Annotated in this window: 19 protein-coding genes; 12 read left to right on the top strand and 7 right to left on the bottom strand. The window is 71.5% G+C overall.

Annotated elements, in window-relative coordinates; all coding sequences use genetic code 11:
• Position 1: 1 nt before the first annotated feature.
• The 3 genes from VGN18_RS12390 to VGN18_RS12380 all read left to right on the top strand — a co-directional run bounded on the left by VGN18_RS12390 (position 2) and on the right by VGN18_RS12380 (position 1474).
• Positions 2-778, top strand: coding sequence for a 2-keto-4-pentenoate hydratase (locus VGN18_RS12390; RefSeq protein ID WP_327540001.1), 777 nt, complete (start codon positions 2-4; stop codon positions 776-778).
• Entirely contained in the window at positions 775-1155 is a 381-nt protein-coding gene (locus VGN18_RS12385) for a Rieske (2Fe-2S) protein (RefSeq protein WP_327540000.1), read from the top strand. Before VGN18_RS12390 ends, VGN18_RS12385 begins: the two co-directional genes overlap by 4 nt.
• A 70-nt stretch (positions 1156-1225) precedes the next feature.
• Entirely contained in the window at positions 1226-1474 is a 249-nt protein-coding gene (locus tag VGN18_RS12380) for a hypothetical protein (protein WP_327539999.1), read from the top strand.
• A 5-nt stretch (positions 1475-1479) separates the two neighbouring features.
• On the opposite strand, the gene VGN18_RS12375 is transcribed toward VGN18_RS12380, so the two are convergent.
• Positions 1480-1917 carry a hypothetical protein gene (locus tag VGN18_RS12375; RefSeq protein WP_327539998.1) on the bottom strand — a complete coding sequence of 146 codons (438 nt, stop codon included), beginning with the start codon at positions 1915-1917 and terminating at the stop codon, positions 1480-1482.
• Positions 1918-2057: 140 nt separating this feature from the next.
• Here VGN18_RS12375 and VGN18_RS12370 point away from each other — a divergent pair, with 140 nt between their 5' ends.
• On the top strand, positions 2058-5978 hold the full coding sequence (locus tag VGN18_RS12370) for a hypothetical protein (protein WP_327539997.1): 3921 nt from the start codon (positions 2058-2060) through the stop codon (positions 5976-5978).
• 211 nt (positions 5979-6189) lie between these two features.
• Here VGN18_RS12370 and VGN18_RS12365 read toward each other — a convergent pair whose 3' ends face one another.
• Both VGN18_RS12365 and VGN18_RS12360 read right to left on the bottom strand, forming a co-directional pair.
• Complete coding sequence (locus VGN18_RS12365; protein ID WP_327539996.1) at positions 6190-6789, bottom strand: hypothetical protein; 600 nt, start codon at positions 6787-6789, stop codon at positions 6190-6192.
• Positions 6786-7289: a SigE family RNA polymerase sigma factor gene (locus tag VGN18_RS12360; RefSeq protein WP_327539995.1), complete on the bottom strand. Its 504-nt coding sequence runs from the start codon at positions 7287-7289 to the stop codon at positions 6786-6788. The genes VGN18_RS12365 and VGN18_RS12360 overlap by 4 nt, the downstream gene beginning before the upstream one ends.
• Before the next feature lie 104 nt (positions 7290-7393).
• On the opposite strand from VGN18_RS12360, the gene VGN18_RS12355 reads away from it, so the two are divergent.
• On the top strand, positions 7394-8239 hold the full coding sequence (locus VGN18_RS12355) for a phosphatase PAP2 family protein (RefSeq protein WP_327539994.1): 846 nt from the start codon (positions 7394-7396) through the stop codon (positions 8237-8239).
• On the opposite strand, the gene VGN18_RS12350 is transcribed toward VGN18_RS12355, so the two are convergent.
• Genes VGN18_RS12350 through VGN18_RS12340 form a run of 3 tightly spaced genes read right to left on the bottom strand, consistent with a single transcriptional unit; the run spans position 8236 to position 9709 of the window.
• Complete coding sequence (locus tag VGN18_RS12350; protein WP_327539993.1) at positions 8236-8589, bottom strand: hypothetical protein; 354 nt, start codon at positions 8587-8589, stop codon at positions 8236-8238. The two genes, VGN18_RS12355 and VGN18_RS12350, sit on opposite strands and share 4 nt — an antisense overlap.
• A gap of 36 nt (positions 8590-8625) precedes the next feature.
• The gene (locus VGN18_RS12345; RefSeq protein WP_327539992.1) at positions 8626-9114 is read right to left on the bottom strand and encodes a SixA phosphatase family protein; all 489 of its coding nucleotides are present in this window, start codon (positions 9112-9114) and stop codon (positions 8626-8628) included.
• Between the two features lie 22 nt (positions 9115-9136).
• On the bottom strand, positions 9137-9709 hold the full coding sequence (locus VGN18_RS12340) for a dihydrofolate reductase family protein (RefSeq protein WP_327539991.1): 573 nt from the start codon (positions 9707-9709) through the stop codon (positions 9137-9139).
• Between the two features lie 48 nt (positions 9710-9757).
• On the opposite strand from VGN18_RS12340, the gene VGN18_RS12335 reads away from it, so the two are divergent.
• The 5 genes from VGN18_RS12335 (at position 9758) to VGN18_RS12315 (ending at position 12786) form a co-directional block, all read left to right on the top strand.
• Entirely contained in the window at positions 9758-10492 is a 735-nt protein-coding gene (locus tag VGN18_RS12335; protein ID WP_327539990.1) for a hypothetical protein, read from the top strand.
• Between the two features lie 10 nt (positions 10493-10502).
• On the top strand, positions 10503-10970 hold the full coding sequence (locus VGN18_RS12330) for an SRPBCC family protein (protein ID WP_327539989.1): 468 nt from the start codon (positions 10503-10505) through the stop codon (positions 10968-10970).
• 62 nt (positions 10971-11032) lie between these two features.
• Entirely contained in the window at positions 11033-11803 is a 771-nt protein-coding gene (locus VGN18_RS12325) for an HAD-IA family hydrolase (RefSeq protein ID WP_327539988.1), read from the top strand.
• Positions 11804-11807: 4 nt separating this feature from the next.
• Positions 11808-12047, top strand: a complete 240-nt coding sequence (locus VGN18_RS12320; RefSeq protein WP_327539987.1) for a tautomerase family protein — start codon at positions 11808-11810, stop codon at positions 12045-12047.
• Positions 12034-12786, top strand: a complete 753-nt coding sequence (locus VGN18_RS12315; RefSeq protein ID WP_327539986.1) for an SDR family NAD(P)-dependent oxidoreductase — start codon at positions 12034-12036, stop codon at positions 12784-12786. The genes VGN18_RS12320 and VGN18_RS12315 overlap by 14 nt, the downstream gene beginning before the upstream one ends.
• A 104-nt stretch (positions 12787-12890) precedes the next feature.
• Here VGN18_RS12315 and VGN18_RS12310 read toward each other — a convergent pair whose 3' ends face one another.
• Positions 12891-13697, bottom strand: a complete 807-nt coding sequence (locus tag VGN18_RS12310) for an IclR family transcriptional regulator (protein WP_327539985.1) — start codon at positions 13695-13697, stop codon at positions 12891-12893.
• Positions 13698-13803: 106 nt separating this feature from the next.
• On the opposite strand from VGN18_RS12310, the gene VGN18_RS12305 reads away from it, so the two are divergent.
• A complete protein-coding gene (locus VGN18_RS12305) occupies positions 13804-14880 on the top strand; it encodes a PEP/pyruvate-binding domain-containing protein (protein WP_327539984.1) in 1077 nt (358 codons plus the stop codon).
• A 26-nt stretch (positions 14881-14906) separates the two neighbouring features.
• Positions 14907-16715 (top strand): PEP-utilizing enzyme, encoded by a 1809-nt coding sequence (locus tag VGN18_RS12300; protein WP_327539983.1) that lies wholly within the window; start codon positions 14907-14909, stop codon positions 16713-16715.
• Positions 16716-16722: the final 7 nt, after the last annotated feature.

Genomic DNA, 16722 nt, shown 5'->3' with positions numbered 1-16722 from the left:
CATGACCAGCACCGCGACCTCGACCCTGCCGCAACTGCTCGCCGACGAGGTGACCCGGGCCCGGCGCGAGCGCACCGCCATCGACTCGCTCACCGAGCGCTACGGCGACGCGCTCGACCTCGCCACCGCTTACCAGGCGCAGCGCCGCCAACGTCCGGGCGCGCTCGTGGGCTGGAAGCTCGGCGTCACGTCGCGGGCCAAGCAGGCCCAGGTCGGCGTCGACGCGCCGATCTACGGATTCCTCGGCCCCGAGCACGTGCTCGACCTCGGCGAAGCGCTGGTCACCGGCACGCACATCCAACCCCGCTGTGAGCCGGAGATCGTGTTCGTGATGGGCCGCGACCTCACCGGCGCGCACGTCACCGCGGCCGACGTCCTGGCCGCCACCGCAGGCGTCACCGTCGGCATCGAGGTGCTCGACTCGCGCTACCGCGACTACCGGTTCACCATGCCCGATGTCGTCGCCGACAACGCCTCGGCCGGCCGTTTCGTGGTCGGCACGCCGCGGCCGGTCGACGGCATCGACCTGCGCCTCGTCGGGGTGGTGCTCGAGAAGAACGGCGAGGTCGTCGCGACCGCGTCCGGGGCAGCCTCGCTCGGCCACCCGGCGGCGGCGGTGGCCTGGCTGGTCCGCGCCCTCGATGCCGACGGTGAGGGGCTCCGCGCGGGTGACGTGATCCTGTCCGGCGGGCTGACCGCGGCCGTGCCGGTGCAACCCGGCGACGTGGTCGTGGCGAGCATCGATCGCCTCGGGAGTGTCGAGCTCGGGTGCCGGTGACCGGGCCGGCGTACATCCCGCTGGGCGAGCCGGACGGCCGGAGCCGGTGGGAGTTCGCGCACGACGGCCGGCGCTTCGCCGTCTTCGCGGTGGACGACGACGGTGTCGATGAACTCGTCGTGGTGGATGCGCTGTGCCCTCACCGCCAGGGCCGGCTGACCGACGGGCTGATCCGCGACGGCGCGATCGTCTGTCCCTCGCACTGGTACCGCTTCGACCTGGCGACAGGGGAGTGCCGCACGACGCCGGACTACCGGCTGACCCGCTACCCGGTCGTCGTCCGCGACGGCGTCGCCTACGCCGAGATCGCCCCGCGGAAGCCCCGCTCGTGGTCGGCGATCCTGCGGGCGCACGCCGCGGGTCGATCCACAGGCTGAAGACCCTTTTCGGCGCGCGGCGACGGGCCTACCGTGGACGTTCGAGCAGCCGCGGCGAAGGGTCGGACGGATGTCGATTCACCAGTGCCCCAAGTGTGAACTGAAGTTCGCCTACAAGACCGAACTGGACGATCACTGCTGGCACGACCACCCGACCTTCCACCACGAGTACCCGGCCAGCCCACCGCCGCCGCCGGTCGAGGAGCGCGTGGCGGTCGCACCGCTGCCGCTGAAGCGGCGGGTGCGGGCGAGCCTGGTCGGCTGGCTCAGCCCGAAGCAGTCGCGCGAGCGCCACCACGTGGTGCCACCGTCTCCCTGACCGGCTCAGCCGACCGTGATCGGCACCGGGTCGCTCACCAGGGCGAACGCGCGCCCGGTGCCGCCGGTCGGTGCGCTCTGCAGCGGATCACTGCCGTAGGCCAGCACGCCGACGACGGCGTACTCGCCCGGCGGCAGGCGGGCCTCGTCGGGGGTGGCGAGGCGCACGGAGACGGGCAGTGCCTGCGCCGGGCGGCTCGTGCCGGCCCGTAGGACGAGGGGAATCTCCGGATCGGCCGCACCGTCGGAGCGGACGACGATGCGTCCGGCCCGGGTGATGAGCAGCTGCGATCGGGCCGGGACGGTGACGATCCGCGGTGCGTCCGAGCCGACTTCGACCCGACCGTGCACCCGAAGTGTCGCGCCGCCGGCCGCGGACCCCGGCGCGGTGATCACCAGCCGGGCGCCGAGAGAGGCGGGTCCGGAGGTCGACGGCACCGTCATGGCGCTCCTCCCGTCCGGCCCGCAGGATATTTTCCTGCCGCGAAGGATCTTGCGCCTCATACGCCTCTCAGGCGAGACTCCTCAACGGCTCTCATCTGAGCCGCGATGTCCGGTGTCGTTCACCGGTGTGGGGGATTCGCATGATTCGTACCCGAACGACGTCGCTGTTGGCGTCCTCGGTTGTCGCCCTGACGGCCGTCTCGTTCCTGACGGCGATGGCCCAGCCGGGCTCCGCCGCTCCGGCTCCGGCCGACGACACCCCGACCCTGCTCACCCCGAAGGGCGAGCACGACGACGGGTCCGACGAGGCCGGCTTCGACAAGCTCCGCGACGCCTACTACGAGAGCCGCCTGCTTGCGGGCGACGGCGGTGGGCTGAGCCTGGACCAGGCCGCTGCGCTGCGGGAGAGCGCGTCGGTGAAGTCCAGGGGCATGACCGCCGCGACCTCCTACGCCACCCGGGGTGGCACCTGGAACCAGGTCGGGCCCAGCCCGATCGTCCAGAACGGTCGCACCACCAACAACTTCCAGGCCGTGGCCGGGCGCATCGGCGCCCTGGCGATCCGCAAGGACGGCACGGTCATCCTCGGTGCCGCCGGCGGCGGCGTGTGGACCTACGACGCGTCCACCAAGATGTGGACCTCTCGCACCAAGGACTCCGACACCCAGACCGTCGGTGCTCTCGCCATCGCGCCGAGCAACGACAACGTCGTCTACATGGGCTCGGGCGAGGGCTCGCTCGCCGGCGACAGCTACAGCGGCAACGGCATCTACCGCTCCGACGACGGCGGCGTCACCTGGAGCCACGTCTCGACCACGTTCACCGGGCAGGCGGTCACCTCGATCGTCGTCGACCCGGCGAGCGCCAACCACCTCTACGCCGCCACCGTGCGTGGCCGCGGCGGCATCCGCCGCGTCTCGGCGCCCTCGTCGAAGCCGTACGGCGTCTACGAGTCGCGCGACGGCGGCGCGAGCTGGACGCTGCGCAAGGGCACCACGAACGAGCTGCACGGCGCGACCGACCTGGTCGCCGACCCGCAGAACTTCAAGGTGCTCTACGCCTCGTTCTGGGGCGACGGCATCTACAAGTCGACCGACGGCGGAGCCACCTGGGCCAGTGCCCTGGCCAACCTGCCGGCCGGCAACTTCCTCGAGGGCGGCACCCGGTTCTCGCTCGGTATCTCGCACCCGGCCGGTGCGGCCCACGCCACGCTCTACACCGGGTTCGACTACTTCGACCTGGCCGACAAGTACCACCAGAGCCAGGTCTACAAGAGCACCGACGACGCCGCCTCGTGGAGCGCGACGCCGACCGGCTCGGGCATCGACTCGATCTACGGCTACTGCGGCACGCAGTGCTTCTACGACAACGTCATCAAGCCCGACCCGACCGACCCGAACACCGTCTACGTGCTCGGCCTCTACGGCTACAACAACTCGCCGCAGTCCGGTGGCATCTTCCGCTCGAAGGACGGCGGCAACACCTGGCAGAGCCTCGGCTACGACCTGCACCCGGACTTCCACGCCTTCGCCTTCCAGCCGAACGACACGCAGCACGTCGCGCTCGGCAACGACGGCGGCGTATGGCAGTCGCACACGGGCGGTGGCCGCAACAACCCGGGCGACCCGCTGTCCGCGTCCGACTGGGAGGACCTCAACGGCACGGTCGACCCGAACACGGCGGCGCTGATCCACTCCACCGGTCTCGCGATCGCGCAGTACACCAGCATCGCCACCGTCCCGCAGGTCCCCGGCCAGTACTGGGGCGGCCTGCAGGACAACGGCACCGTGCGCAAGTCGACCGCCAACTCGCGGTGGTTCGACCAGGCCAGCGGTGACGGCGGCCAGGTGATCGTCGACCAGTCGACGAAGAACCCGCTGAACGCGAACGCCGCGGCCTTCGTGTTCGGCAGCTACTACGGCATCTCGCCGTACCGCTACAACCCGGCCACGGTCAGCACCTTCTTCGGCAACGAGGCCATCGACGGTGGCATCAACATGACCGACCGGGCCGAGTTCTACGTCCCGTGGGTGCAGAACCGCGGCAACGTGAACCAGCTGTTCCTCGGCACCTACCGGCTCTACCGCAGCGACAACGCGGAGACGCCGAACGCGGCCGACGTCAACTGGAACGTGATCAGCCCCGACCTCACGACGGGCTGCACCGGTGCCGCTCCCAACGGGGCACGCGGCTGCCTGATCAGCGCGATCGGCGTGGCCGACGGCGGGGACGGCGTCTACGTCGGCTCCGACGACGGCGTCGTCTCGGTCAGCCCGGACGCGGTCACGGCCGCATCGCCGACGTGGCGTCGGGTCAACTCGCGGGTGCTGCCCGCGCGCCCGGTCAGCCAGTTCGCGGTCGACAAGTCGAACTACCGGATCGCCTACGCGTCCTACGCCGGCTTCGGCGCGGCGACGCCGCAACAGCGCGGTCACGTCTTCGCGACGAGCGACGGCGGCAAGCGGTGGAGCGACGTCAGTGGCAACCTGCCGGACGTGCCGGTCAACTCGGTCGTGCTGGACCCGTCGTCGCCCCGCACGCTCTACGTGGGCACCGACGTCGGCCCGTTCGTCACGGTCAACGGCGGTCGCAGCTGGCAGCGCCTCGGCGACAGCATCCCGAAGGTGTCCGTGTGGCAGCTCGACTACGACTCGAGCCACGGGGTCCTCGCGGCCGGCACGCACGGTCGCGGCGCCTACACGCTGCAGAACCGCACGGCCCTGCCGGCGCTGGTCGTCTCCAAGGCCGACAGCGGCAAGCCGGTCGGCCCGGGTCGCAACATCGACTACACGATCACGCTGAAGAACCAGGGCAACGCCGACGCCACCGGCGTCGTCGTCACCGACCCGATCCCGGAGCACACCACCTTCTCCTTCGCGGGTCAGGGTGGGCAGCTCCGTCACGATGCGGTGCGCTGGAGCGGTCTGACGGTTCCGGCCGGCGGTTCGGTGCAGCTGACCTACAGCACCCGCATCGACCCGCGGCTGCGCTCGTCGGTCAGCTCGATCGTGAACGACGGCATCACCGTGCGCTCGCAGCAGGGTGTGGACACGTCGGGCAGCCCGCACGCCACGCCGATCGCCCCGGCGCACGCCGTCGTGGTCGCGCCGGCCACGCAGACCGGCGGCGCCAAGGTCGGTCAGTCCGCCACGTACATCGAGCACGTGACGAACGCGGGTTACCAGGCCGACACCTACTCGGTGTCCGGCACGGGCACCTGGGCCACCACGGTGTACGACGCGACCTGCACGACGGCGATCACCACGACGCCGACCGTGCAGCCGGGTGACACCACCGACGTGTGCGTGAAGGTCGCCGTTCCGGCGGCCGCCGCGAACGACGCCAAGAGCGACTCGACCCTGACGGTCACCTCGACGGGTGACCCGACGGTGTCGGGCACGGCGACCCTGACCACCATCGCGGTCACGGTCGACACGCTGTTGGTGGACAACGGCAAGACGACCGACACGGCGAGTGCCGCCTACTACCAGACGGCCCTCACGGCGGCTGGGGCGTCGTTCAGCACATGGAACCTGAACACGGATCCGGTGCTGCCGGAGTCGTACCTGAAGGCGCATAAGAACGTCGTCTGGTTCACGGCCAACAGCTACCCCGACCCGGTCGGCCCGTACGAGACCGAGTTGGCGTCCTTCCTGGACGGCGGCGGTCGGCTGATGCTGTCGGGCCAGGACATCCTGGACCAGGCCGCCGGCACGACGCCGTTCGTGAAGAACTACCTGCACATCAACTGGGACGGTTCGGAGACCCAGAACGACAAGGCGACGGCCACGATCACGCCGGTGGCGGGCAACCCCGTCACCTCCGGGCTCGGCACGGTCCCGCTGGACCACTCCGTGCTCGGCGCCAACTTCGAGGACCAGGTCACTCCGATCGACCCCGCGGCCGCGGCGTTCAAGGACGCCGGTGGCAACACCGACGGCCTGTCCGTGGCCGCCGGCGCCTACAAGGTCGTGTTCCTGGCCTTCCCGTTCGAGGGCTACGGCGCGGCGTCGGACAAGGCGGCGCTGATGACGAACGTGCTGACCTACTTCGGCTCGTAGGCACGTCGTAAGCGGCAACGGCCGGTCCCGACTCGCGTCGGGGCCGGCCGTCGCCGTCTCCTACGCCGTCTCCGCGGCCCCTCTCGTCTCCGCGCCCCTCTCGTTGAGTGGCGAGTTGTGGACGTGACTGGCGCGAAGTTGCTCGCCACTCAGGAGCTGAACTCGCCACTCACCGAGAGAGGCGGGGCGGTGGACGGGAGGGCGAGGGCGGTCAGGGGGCGTAGGCGAGTTCGAGCGTGTCGTGGTGAGCACCCCAGCCGAGCTCCAGGTGCCAGCACCCGGCGGCCGGCAGGTCGATGATCGACGGGCCCGGGCCGTTGTCGACCGTGCGGGTGACGCCGGTGCCCGCCCCGCGGAGCGTCGCCCGGATGACCAGCGGTCCGGTGCCGCCGCCGTCGCGCGCCGACCACAGGATCTTGTTGTTCGTGCCTGCGGCCGGGTGCACCCGCAGGTCGACGAAGAGGATCGCGACGATCTGTCCGCCGGCGGACACGACGTGCGGGACGGGCTGGTCCGGCGGCGTGAACCCGGCCCGGGCCCACTGCGGCAGCGGGCCGCGCACCACCGGCCCGCAGCTCGCGGCCGCGGGCGGTGTCACGTCGTGGCGGGCCGACACGACGGCGTACACGCCGGCGGCCGCGGCGGCGCCCACCAGGGCGGTGGCGATCGCGACCCGGTCGCGCCGGCGCCGAGGACCGACCGCGGCGCGGTCGGCGAGGGCGGTGGCGGCCGCGCCGGTGTCGAGCCGGTGCCTGCGGGACTCCTCGGCCATGGCCTCCCGCAGCCGCTGGACGATCAATTCGTCGTTCACTGCTCCACCTCCTGGAACGCTCCGGCCCGCAGCCGGGCCAGCCCGCGCGACGCGCCGCTCTTGACAGCGCCCACCGTGATGCCGAGGGCGCCCGCGGTGTCGGCCTCGGAGAGATCCTGCAGGTAGCGCAGGACGACGATCGCCCGCTGCCGCTCGGGCAGCGTCTGCAGGGCGGCGAGTACCGACAGCCGTTCGGCGACGTCCGGATCGCTCGCCGTCGCCGCGCGCAGCGTCACCGGATCGCTGACCACCTCGGGACGGCGACCCAGCCGGCGCCACCGGTCGACGGTCGAGCGGCTCAGGCAGCGGTAGGCGTAGCCGAGCGCGTTGCGCTCGATCGAGTCCCACCGCGCCGCCATCGTCGACAGCGTCACCTGTACTAGGTCCTCGGCATGCTGCCAATCGCCGCAGAGCCCGTAGGCGGTGTGCAGCAGGCGGTCGCCGTTGGCCCGGACGAACTCCTCGAAGCGGGCCCGTGCGGCGTCGGACAGTTGCGCCATTCGCGGTCACCGCCTCCGTCGTCGGGTCGAGTCTCGCAAGGAAGACGTCCGCGCTGGGCCGTCAGGTTGCTCGCGTCCCGGGTTCCGCCTCGTAGAGTCGTGCCGTGCAGACCGTCGGACTCACCTGGCAGCACTCGGTCGAGGTGGCCGCCGTGCTCGCCGCGACCGGTGGGGCGATGGCCCTGTCGGCGCGGTCGCGGGTGCGCAACGCCGGCGCGTTCCTCCGCGAGACCGCGGTCATCGGCGTGCTGTACGGGCTGTGGCGCCTTGCCGGGGAGATCTCGCAGTCAGGCGTCGACCACGCCTTCGACCGGGCCCGCTGGATCCAGCGGATCGAGGGCTACCTGCCGCTGCCGTCCGAACACGCGGTGCAGCACGCGATCCTCGGGCACAGCCACGTCGTCCAGGCCGCGAACCTCTACTACGCGACGATGCACATGACGACGATGCTCGTCTTCCTGATCTGGCTGTTCGTGCGGCACCGCGACCGGTACCGCCCGATCCGGATGACCATGGCCTGGACGACGCTGGCCTGCCTGCTGATCCAGCTGACGCCGGTGGCGCCGCCGCGGCTGCTCGCGCACAGCGGGCTCGTCGACACCGGCCTGCTCTACAACCAGTCGGTCTACAGCAACGGCCTGGCGTTCGACCAGATGTCGGCGATGCCGTCGGTGCACGTCGCGTGGGCGGTCTGCGTCGGCTGGTACGTGTGGCGGGTGAGCCCGAGCCGTTGGCGCTGGGCCGGACCGGCGCACGCGGTGATCACGATCCTGGTCGTGGTGGCCACCGGCAATCACTGGTGGCTCGACGGCATCGTCGCCGTAGCGCTGCTCGCGGCGAGTGCGTGGGCGGTGTACGGCGGTCGGGCCGGCGTCGGCGCGCTCGTCGACCGGTGGCGGGCCGCGCGGGAGCCGCTGGTCGGTGAGCCCGAACCGGTGGCCGTCGGTTAGTGCTCGTGCGGCACGCTCAGCCGCGGCACGCCGCCGAGGCCGAGGTGGTAGCGGGTGTGCGCCGAGTACTCGGCGAGCTTGTCCCACAGCGCCGCGTGGGCCGGCCACGGGATCGGCTCCTCGCCGTCGAGCCAGCTCTCCCCGAAGGTGATCCACACGAGGGTCCACTCGGCCGCGACGTCCCACCTGCCCTGGCTCGCCTCGACCAGCGAGCGGCGCAGCTGGAAGGCCAGCCGAGGCGCGTCGACGAAGGTGGGCGCCGAGTTCACGGCCCAGACCCGGAAGTCGTGCGACATCAGGTCGAGCTCGAAGTCGTCGAGCACCGCAGGGTCGACCAGTACGGTCGCCACGTTCTCGAAGCCTCGGGGTCTCACCCCGTCAATTATTCACGCGCGGGCGACAACGAACCAGTACGGCGTGGCGGCGTGCGGTTCGAACCCGGCCCACGAACCGGTGATCTCGAAGCCGGCACACGCGGCGGTCGGGAAGCCGTCGCGCCGCACCTCCGGGCTGCCGAGGCGCAGCGCCAGTCCACCGAACGACGGGTTGTGCCCGACGAGCACCAGCGTGTCGATGTCGTCGGGAGTCTCCCGGACGATCTCGAGCAGCAGGTCCTCGTCGTTGTCGTAGATGCGGTCGTCCTCGACCACGGCGGGGGCGGCTCCCGCCGGCAGCTCGCGCGCGGCGTCGGACCACGTCTCCTGCGCCCGGCGGGCCGGGGAGACGACGACGCGGTCGGGAGTGACGTCGTTCGCGGCGAGCGCGCGGCCGATCGCCGCGGCGTCGGCGTGCCCGCGCGGCGTCAGCGCCCGGTCGATGTCGGGCTCGCCGTCGCCGGTCTTGGCGTGCCGGACGAGGATCACGGTTCGGGACATGCCCCGAGTGTGGCAGGCCGGTCTAGGCCGGTCGGCCGGCCCGGGCGTACCGCAGGAGCACGACGCCGGTGCCGAAGATCCGGGTCTCGACGAGGCCGAGCTCGGCTCGCTCGTCGAGGTCGTGGAACAGCGGCACCCCGCGCCCGAGCAGCACCGGATGGATGTAGAGCCGGTACTCGTCGACGAGATCGAGCGCCCGGAACGTGGCGGCCAGGTTCGCGCCGCCGACGACGAGGTCGCCGCCCCGCTCGCGCTGCAGGGCCCGCACCTCGTCGACGTCGACCTCGCGCCGGATCGTCGTGTTCCATTCGGCGTGTTCGAGCGTCGTCGAGTAGACGATCTTCGGCATGTCGCGCCAGATGCCGGCGAACTCGGCCTCCTGCGGTGAGCTCTGCGGGTCGGCGTCGGCGGTCGGCCAGTAGCCGGCCATGAGCTCGTAGCTCACCCGGCCGTCGAGGAACGCGCCGGCGGTGGCGAGCCAGTCGTTGAAGTGCTGGTGCAGCTCGGCGTCGACGACCGACCAGTCGAGACCACCGTCGGGATCGGACATGAAGCCGTCGACCGACGTCGACATCATCACCACGATCTTGCGCATGAGTGCCAGGGTAAGGGCATGACTCATGTGGTTGGAGACGGAACTTCTGTGGTTGCCGGCCGAGCTGACCTCAACTTCTACTTCGACCCGGTGTGCCCGTTCGCGTGGATGACGAGCAAGTGGGTGCGGCTCGTGGCGGCGCAGCGCGAGTACGACGTCGACTGGCGCTTCATCTCCTTGCGCCAGCTCAACGCACACGTCGACTACGACGCGCACTTCCCGCCCGACTACGAGGCCGGGCACACCGCCGGGCTGCGCCTGTTGCGGGTGGCGGCGCGGGCACGGGCCGAGCACGGGCGCGACGCGGTGGGCCGGCTGTACGAGGCCTTCGGTACGCGCATCTTCGACACCGCTGCGGACGACGCCGACAGTCGCGGCCGCGAGTGGCGGGGCACCCGCGCCTACGTCGAACCCCTGCTCGCCGGGGTCGGGCTGCCGGTCCAGCTCGCCGAGGCGCTCGACGACGCATCGCTCGACCCGGTGATCCAGGCCGAGACCGACGAGGCGCTCGCCCTCACCGGCAAGGACGTGGGCACGCCGATCATCCACTTCGAGCCGCCCGGCGGCGTCGCCTTCTTCGGGCCGGTGATCAGCCGGCTGCCCAGCGCGGCCGACGCGCTCACGCTCTGGGACCACGTCGTCGGTCTCGCCGCGTTCCCCGGCTTCGCCGAGCTCAAGCGCAGCCTGCGCGAGACCCCTCAGCTGCGCGGGCTCGGCGTCGACGTCGACGAGGTCGGCGTTCAGGAGGACTGGCACGGCGGTAGCCGGCGACCCAAGAAGTAGCGTGAGCCGGATGAGTGACCTGACGTTCTCGCAGTCGATCGACATCGCCGCGTCACCGGAGGCGGTGTACGACCTGGTCTCGGACGTGACGCGGACGGGGGAGTGGAGCCCGATCTGCAGGGAGTGCTGGTGGGAGGAGGGCGCCTCGGCCCGGGTCGGTGACTGGTTCCACGGCCGCAACGTGACACCGGACCGCACGTGGGAGACCCGGTCGGAGGTCGTCGCGGCCGAGCGCGGCCGCGAGTTCGCCTGGATCGTCGGCGGCACCTACGTGCGATGGGGCTACCGCCTCGCGCCGACGGACGCCGGCGGCACGACGCTGACCGAGTCCTGGGAGTTCCTGCCCGGCGGGCTGACCATGTTCGACGAGCGGTACGGCGACGAGGCGCCGGCCCAGATCAAGAACCGCGTCGATGCGGCGCACGACGGCATCCCGCGCACGCTCGCCGCCATCAAGCGCATCGCCGAGGGCGGCTGAGCGCTTCCCGCATGGCGGAACGGGGCTCCGCTCGGCGCAACCCGGACCGGCATCATGACCGCGTGACCCCCGTCCGCGGCCTGCTGCTCGACATCGGCGGCGTCGTGCTGCGCAACGCGGCCACCCTCATGGCCGTGCTCGCCCGCCAGGACCCGCGCCTGGCGGCCGAGATCGCCCGCCTCGGCGTCGCCACCGCCCGCGACGACCTGTGGCAGCGCATGCTCGCGCACGAGGTCGCCGAGCGGGCGTACTGGTCGCAGCGCGCCGGTGAGCTCGGGACGGTGGTCGGCGAGCAGTGGGACACCCGCGAGCTGATCAACCGCATCTACGATTCGCCGCCCGAGGACTGGCTGGTCCCCGAGGTCGACGAGCTCATGCGCGACGCGAAGGCGGCCGGCATCCCGCTCGGGGCACTCACCAACGACCTCGAGGACTTCCACGGTCGCGAGTGGGTCGAGCGGCAGGACTGGCTCAAGGTGTTCGACGTCGTCGTCGACGCGTCGATCACGAAGATCCTCAAACCCGATCCGCGCGCGTACGCCCTCGGTGCCGAGGCGCTCGGGCTCGCGCCCGGCGAGATCGTGTACCTCGACGACATGCCGTGGAACGTGGCCGGCGGCGTCGTGGCCGGACTGCAGTCGATCCAGGTCGGCCACGACGACCCGGCGCCGGCCGTCGCCGAGGCCCGCCAGCGTCTCGGCCTCGCCCCGTCGGAACGGCCCACGTCATCGGAAAGGCCCATGTCGCCGGAGAGGCCCACGTCGCCGGAAAGGCTCACGTCGTCGGAAAGGCTCACGTCGTCGGAAAGGCTCACGTCGTCGGAAAGGAAGTGACGCCATGCCCCTCGTCCGCATCGACATCATGGAGGGCCGTCCGCCGGAGAAGATCCGCGAGCTGCACGAGCGCGTCGCCGCGCTGGTCGCCGAGATCCTCGAAGCACCGATCGAACGGGTGCGCACGTACATCACCCAGTTCCCGCCGCAGGCCTGGGGCATCGGCGGCGTACCGGCCGACATCGCCCGCGGCGACGAGGTCGCGGCCCGGGCGGCGGCGGCCGGGCGCGATGACCCCGCCTGATCTCTGCATCCTCGTCGGGGCGACGGGCGCGATCGGACGGGCCGCGACGGTTCGGCTCGCCGCGCGCGGCCAGCGCGTGCTCGCGGTCGCGCGGTCGGCCGACGACCTGGCCGCGCTCGCGCGCGACGTCCCCGGCGTCACGCCGTGCGTCGCCGACATCGCGTCCAACGAGGCGATCGCGACGATCGGGGGCGCGGTCGACGAGCCGGTGCGGCTGGCCGTGTTCGCCGCCGGGCTGCCGGTTCGTGGGGCCGCCGACACGATCGATCCCGACCTGCTCGCCGTCGGCGCGGGCACAAAGCTGGGTGGCCTGCTACGCCTCGTCCGGGCCGTCGAGCCGCACCTCGTCCCCGGCTCCCGCATCGTCACCTTCGCCGGCTCGCTCGGTCTCGAACCGCGGGCCACCGAGGCCGCCCCGGGCGCGATCAACGCCGGGGTGTTCAACCTGATGCGCCAGCTCTCGCTGATCTACGGCCCGCGCGGCATCACCACGCACACCATCAGCCCCGGCCCGGCCGACACCCCGCGCCTGCGCCGCATCGCCGAGACCGTGGCCGAGGAGTCGGGGCGCCCGTTCGACGAGGTCTGGGCGACGTACGCGTCGGGCAACTCCCTCGGCCGGTTGCCGACCGCCGACGAGGTCGCCTGGGGCGTGACGGTGCTGCTCGACCCCGAGGCCGACCTGCTGCACGGCAGCGTGCTCTACCTCGACGCCGGCGGCCACCGCGGCATCCACTGACGCCGCGTCCCCCCATCTCGTTGAGTGGCGAGTTCCCGGGTTGGGTGGCGAGTAGGTACGCGCCACTCGACCAACGACTCGCCACTCAACGCGATGGGGGGGGCTCAGCGGTAGCGGCTGCGGGAGCGGCCGGTCGGGCGGTACCCGAGGCGGCGGCTGATCACCGCGGCGGCCTCGACGACGAGGGTGGCGTAGCGGCGCATCACCTCGCCCTGCAGCCGGTCGGACGCGCCGACGACCGACACCGCGGCCATCACCGTGCCGTCGGCGCCGCGGACCGGAGCGCCCACGGACGAGACGCCGAGATGGCCCTCCTCGACGTTGGAGGCCCACCCGCGGGCGGCGCAGCGGTCGAGCTCGGCGAGCAGCGTGTCGACGCGATGGATCGTGTGGTCGGTGCGCGCCTCGAGGGAGGCACCGGCCAGGCGGCGCAGCACCTCGTCGCGGGGGAGCGCGGCGAGCAGCACCTTGCCCGAACTCGTCCAGTGAGCGGGCAGCCGATGGCCGACCTGGCGGAAGATCGGCAGCAGGTTGCCCGTCTCCAGCCGCTCGACGTAGACGACCTCGAGCCCGTCGAGGACGGCCACGTGCACCATCTCGTCGGTGTTGTGCCGCAGCGTCGTGAGCACCGGCAGCGCGGCCTGGTGCAGGTCGACGTGCTCGGTCACCGTCGTGCCCAGCTCGTAGAGCGCCAGCCCGAGGCGGTACTTCCCGGTCGTCTGGTTCTGCTCGAGCAGGCGCTCGGCCTCGAGCGTCGCGAGTAGCCGGTGGGTCGTGCTCTTGCCCAGCCCGAGGCGACCCGACAGCTCGGTGACGCCGAGCTCCTGATCGGCCTGGGAGAACGCGCGCAGCACGCGGGCGGCGTTGCGCACCGAGCCGAGCAGGGCGCGATCGGTCGCCGTGGGTGCCATAGGTCCTGACCCTAGCGCCGTGTCCCGCATTGCGGGACAGCTTCTTGTGGCCCCGGTCACCCGCTCCTACGGTCGCGGCAAACGGCACGGCGGACGGAGACAGCGCGTGGGGCACATCCTGTGGTTCGACCAGCATGAGCCGGCGCACGAGAGCATCCTCGGCGGCAAGAACGCCAGCCTCGGCAACCTCACCCGGGCCGGTCTCCCGGTGCCGCCGGGGTTCGCGGTGAGTGCCGACGCCTACCGCAAGGCGTTCGCCGACTCGGGTCTGGACGGCCGCATCGACGCGCTCATGGCCGAGGTCGATCCGCACGACTCGGTCGGCGTGGCCCGCATCGGCACGGCCGTGCGGGCCGAGGTGCTCGGGGTCGAACTGCCGGCCTGGCTCGCCGACCAGCTGGCCTCGGCCTACGCCGAGCTGTCGGCTCGCTGCGGGCTCGACGACCTGCCGGTGGCGGTGCGCTCGTCGGCCACCTGCGAGGACCAGCCCGACGCCAGTTTCGCCGGCGAGCACGACACCTACCTCTGGATCCGGGGCGCGGACGCCGTCGCCGAGCACCTGCGCCGCTGCTGGTCGAGCCTCTACACCGACCGCGCGATCTGCTACCGCACGAAGATGAACTACGCCGAGGCCGGCGTGGCGATGAGCGTCGGCGTGCAGCAGATGGTGCTGCCCCGGGCCGCCGGGGTGGCCTTCACCCTCAACCCGCTCGACGGCGACCGGTCGCAGGTCGCGATCGATGCCTCGTGGGGACTCGGCGAGGCGGTCGTGAGCGGCAGCGTCACGCCCGACAACTTCCTCGTCGACAAGGTGCTCGGCGCCATCACGCGCCGCACGATCTCGGCCAAGACGGTCGAGCACCGCCTCGACGGCGATCGCGTCGTCGAGACCGAGGTCGAGCCCGAGCGGCGCGACGCCCAGTGCCTGACCGACGACGAGGTGGTCGCCGTCGCCCGGCTCGCCCGGCGCGCCGAGAAGCACTACGGCTGCCCGCAGGACGTCGAGTGGGCCCTCGACCCGCTGCGCGAGGACGGCGACACCGTAGTGCTGCTGCAGAGCCGGCCCGAGACGGTGTGGAGCCGCCGGAAGAAGGTGATCGACGGCGTCGCCACCGACACCTACGAATCGATCGTGCACAACCTGTTGCACCCGCACAGCGCGCCCAGCACCTCGCACTGCTGATCCGTCCCACTCACCGAGGAGTTCCGATGGCCGATCGCTTCCCCAGCCCGTTCGAGATGACGACGCCGAGCGGGGCGGAGGGATGGGAACAGCTCTACGGGTACTCGACGGTCTTCAGCGAGGACCGCCGCGAGTACGAGGACTCGATGTTCTGGTTCATGGACGGCGTGCACACACCCGAGGTGATCGAGCCCTGGGACGCGACGATCATGGACTTCGCGATCATCGTGCTCGGCCAGTACAACACCCGCCACTACGTGATCCCGCCGGCGCTCGGCGTCGACATCCGCTACCTCAACGGCTACATGTACCTCTCGCCGGTGGGCGTCGCCGACCCCGCGGAGATCGGCGCGCGCGTGCCCGAGTTCGCCGAGCGGGCCGGCTACTACTTCGGCCACTGGGACACGCTCTACGACGCCTGGATGGACAAGATCAAGGGTGTCATCGGCGAGCTCGCGGCGATCCGGTTCACCGCGCTGCCGCACCGCGAGGACATGGCCGTCCTCACCGAGGGGCGCGGCATCGGCAGCGGCGCGCTGATGCTCAAGGAGTACGACAAGCTCGTCGAGCTGACGATCCGGCTGTGGAACCACCACTTCGAGTTCCTCAACCTCGGCTACGCCGCGTACCTCGACTTCTTCGGCTTCTGCAAGCAGCTCTTCCCGTCGATCCCCGACCAGGGCATCGCCAAGATGGTGGCCGGCATCGACGTCGACCTGTTCCGTCCGGACGAGGAGCTGAAGAAGCTGGCCCAGCTCGCCGTCGACCTCGGCGTCGACGACCGCATCGACAGGTCGGCCCACGACACGCTCGCCCGCATGGGCAAGGACGACGACGGCAGCAAGTGGGTCGAGGCGTGGGAGGCCGCGCACGACCCGTGGTTCAACTTCAGTGCGGGCAGCGGCTTCTACCACTCCGACCGCATCTGGCGGGACTACCCGGACATCCCGATGGCCTTCATCGCCAACTACGTGACCGCCCTCGGCCGGGGCGAGAGCCTGGCCCGCCCGGTCGCCGCGATCGAGGCCGAGCGCGACCGCATCGTCGAGGAGTACCGCGACCTGATCGAGGACGACGGCGACCGCGCGACCTTCGACGACAAGCTCGGTCTCGCCCGCACCGTCTTCCCCTACGTCGAGAACCACAACTTCTACGTCGAGCACTGGGGCATGAGCCAGGTGTGGGGCAAGATGCGCGAGCTCGGGGCGGTCCTGACCGAGGCCGGCTTCTTCGGCCAGCCGGACGACATCTTCCTGCTGCGCCGCACCGAGGTGCCGGACGCGATCTTTGACTACTACCACGGCTGGGCGGTGGGCATCGAGTCCCGCGGGCCGAAGTACTGGGGCCGCGAGATCCACCGGCGCAAGGCGATCATGGACGCGCTGCGCACCTGGTCGCCCCCGCCGGCGCTGGGCGCGCCGCCGGAGGTGATCACCGAGCCGTTCACGGTGATGCTCTGGGGCGTCACGTCCGAAAGCGTCAAGCAGTGGCTCGGTGGCGGCGAGTCCGACGACGGCAGCCTCCATGGCTTCGCCGCCTCGCCCGGCGTCGCCGAGGGGCCGGCCCGCGTCATCTTCTCCGCCGACGGCATCGCCGACCTGCAGGACGGCGAGATCCTCGTCGCGCCGCTGACCGCGCCGAGCTGGGCGCCGGTGTTCGGCCGCATCGGGGCGACCGTCACCGACGTCGGCGGCATCATGAGCCACGCCGCGATCGTCTGCCGCGAGTACGGCTTGCCCGCCGTCACCGGCACCGCGTTCGGCACCAAGAAGATCAGGACCGGCCAGCGCATCCGGGTCGACGGCAACGCCGGCACCGTGACCGTTCTGGATTGAGGAAGAG

This window comes from Jatrophihabitans sp. (genome assembly GCF_036000465.1).
In the GTDB taxonomy this organism is placed as follows: domain Bacteria; phylum Actinomycetota; class Actinomycetes; order Mycobacteriales; family Jatrophihabitantaceae; genus Jatrophihabitans.
The sequence above is the reverse complement of the archived record's forward strand: the minus strand, read 5'-3'. Positions and strand labels throughout refer to the sequence as shown.

Excerpts from the sequence above, each read along its gene's own strand:
- VGN18_RS12300 (WP_327539983.1), top strand. The coding sequence starts at position 14,907 with ATGGCCGATCGCTTCCCCAGCCCGTTCGAGATGACGACGCCGAGCGGG.
- VGN18_RS12330 (WP_327539989.1), top strand. The coding sequence starts at position 10,503 with ATGAGTGACCTGACGTTCTCGCAGTCGATCGACATCGCCGCGTCACCG.
- VGN18_RS12340 (WP_327539991.1), bottom strand. The coding sequence starts at position 9,709 with ATGCGCAAGATCGTGGTGATGATGTCGACGTCGGTCGACGGCTTCATG.
- VGN18_RS12375 (WP_327539998.1), bottom strand. The coding sequence starts at position 1,917 with ATGACGGTGCCGTCGACCTCCGGACCCGCCTCTCTCGGCGCCCGGCTG.
- VGN18_RS12390 (WP_327540001.1), top strand. The coding sequence starts at position 2 with ATGACCAGCACCGCGACCTCGACCCTGCCGCAACTGCTCGCCGACGAG.
- VGN18_RS12380 (WP_327539999.1), top strand. The coding sequence starts at position 1,226 with ATGTCGATTCACCAGTGCCCCAAGTGTGAACTGAAGTTCGCCTACAAG.
- VGN18_RS12345 (WP_327539992.1), bottom strand. The coding sequence starts at position 9,114 with ATGTCCCGAACCGTGATCCTCGTCCGGCACGCCAAGACCGGCGACGGC.
- VGN18_RS12370 (WP_327539997.1), top strand. The coding sequence starts at position 2,058 with ATGATTCGTACCCGAACGACGTCGCTGTTGGCGTCCTCGGTTGTCGCC.
- VGN18_RS12310 (WP_327539985.1), bottom strand. The coding sequence starts at position 13,697 with ATGGCACCCACGGCGACCGATCGCGCCCTGCTCGGCTCGGTGCGCAAC.
- VGN18_RS12320 (WP_327539987.1), top strand. The coding sequence starts at position 11,808 with ATGCCCCTCGTCCGCATCGACATCATGGAGGGCCGTCCGCCGGAGAAG.
- VGN18_RS12360 (WP_327539995.1), bottom strand. The coding sequence starts at position 7,289 with ATGGCGCAACTGTCCGACGCCGCACGGGCCCGCTTCGAGGAGTTCGTC.
- VGN18_RS12315 (WP_327539986.1), top strand. The coding sequence starts at position 12,034 with ATGACCCCGCCTGATCTCTGCATCCTCGTCGGGGCGACGGGCGCGATC.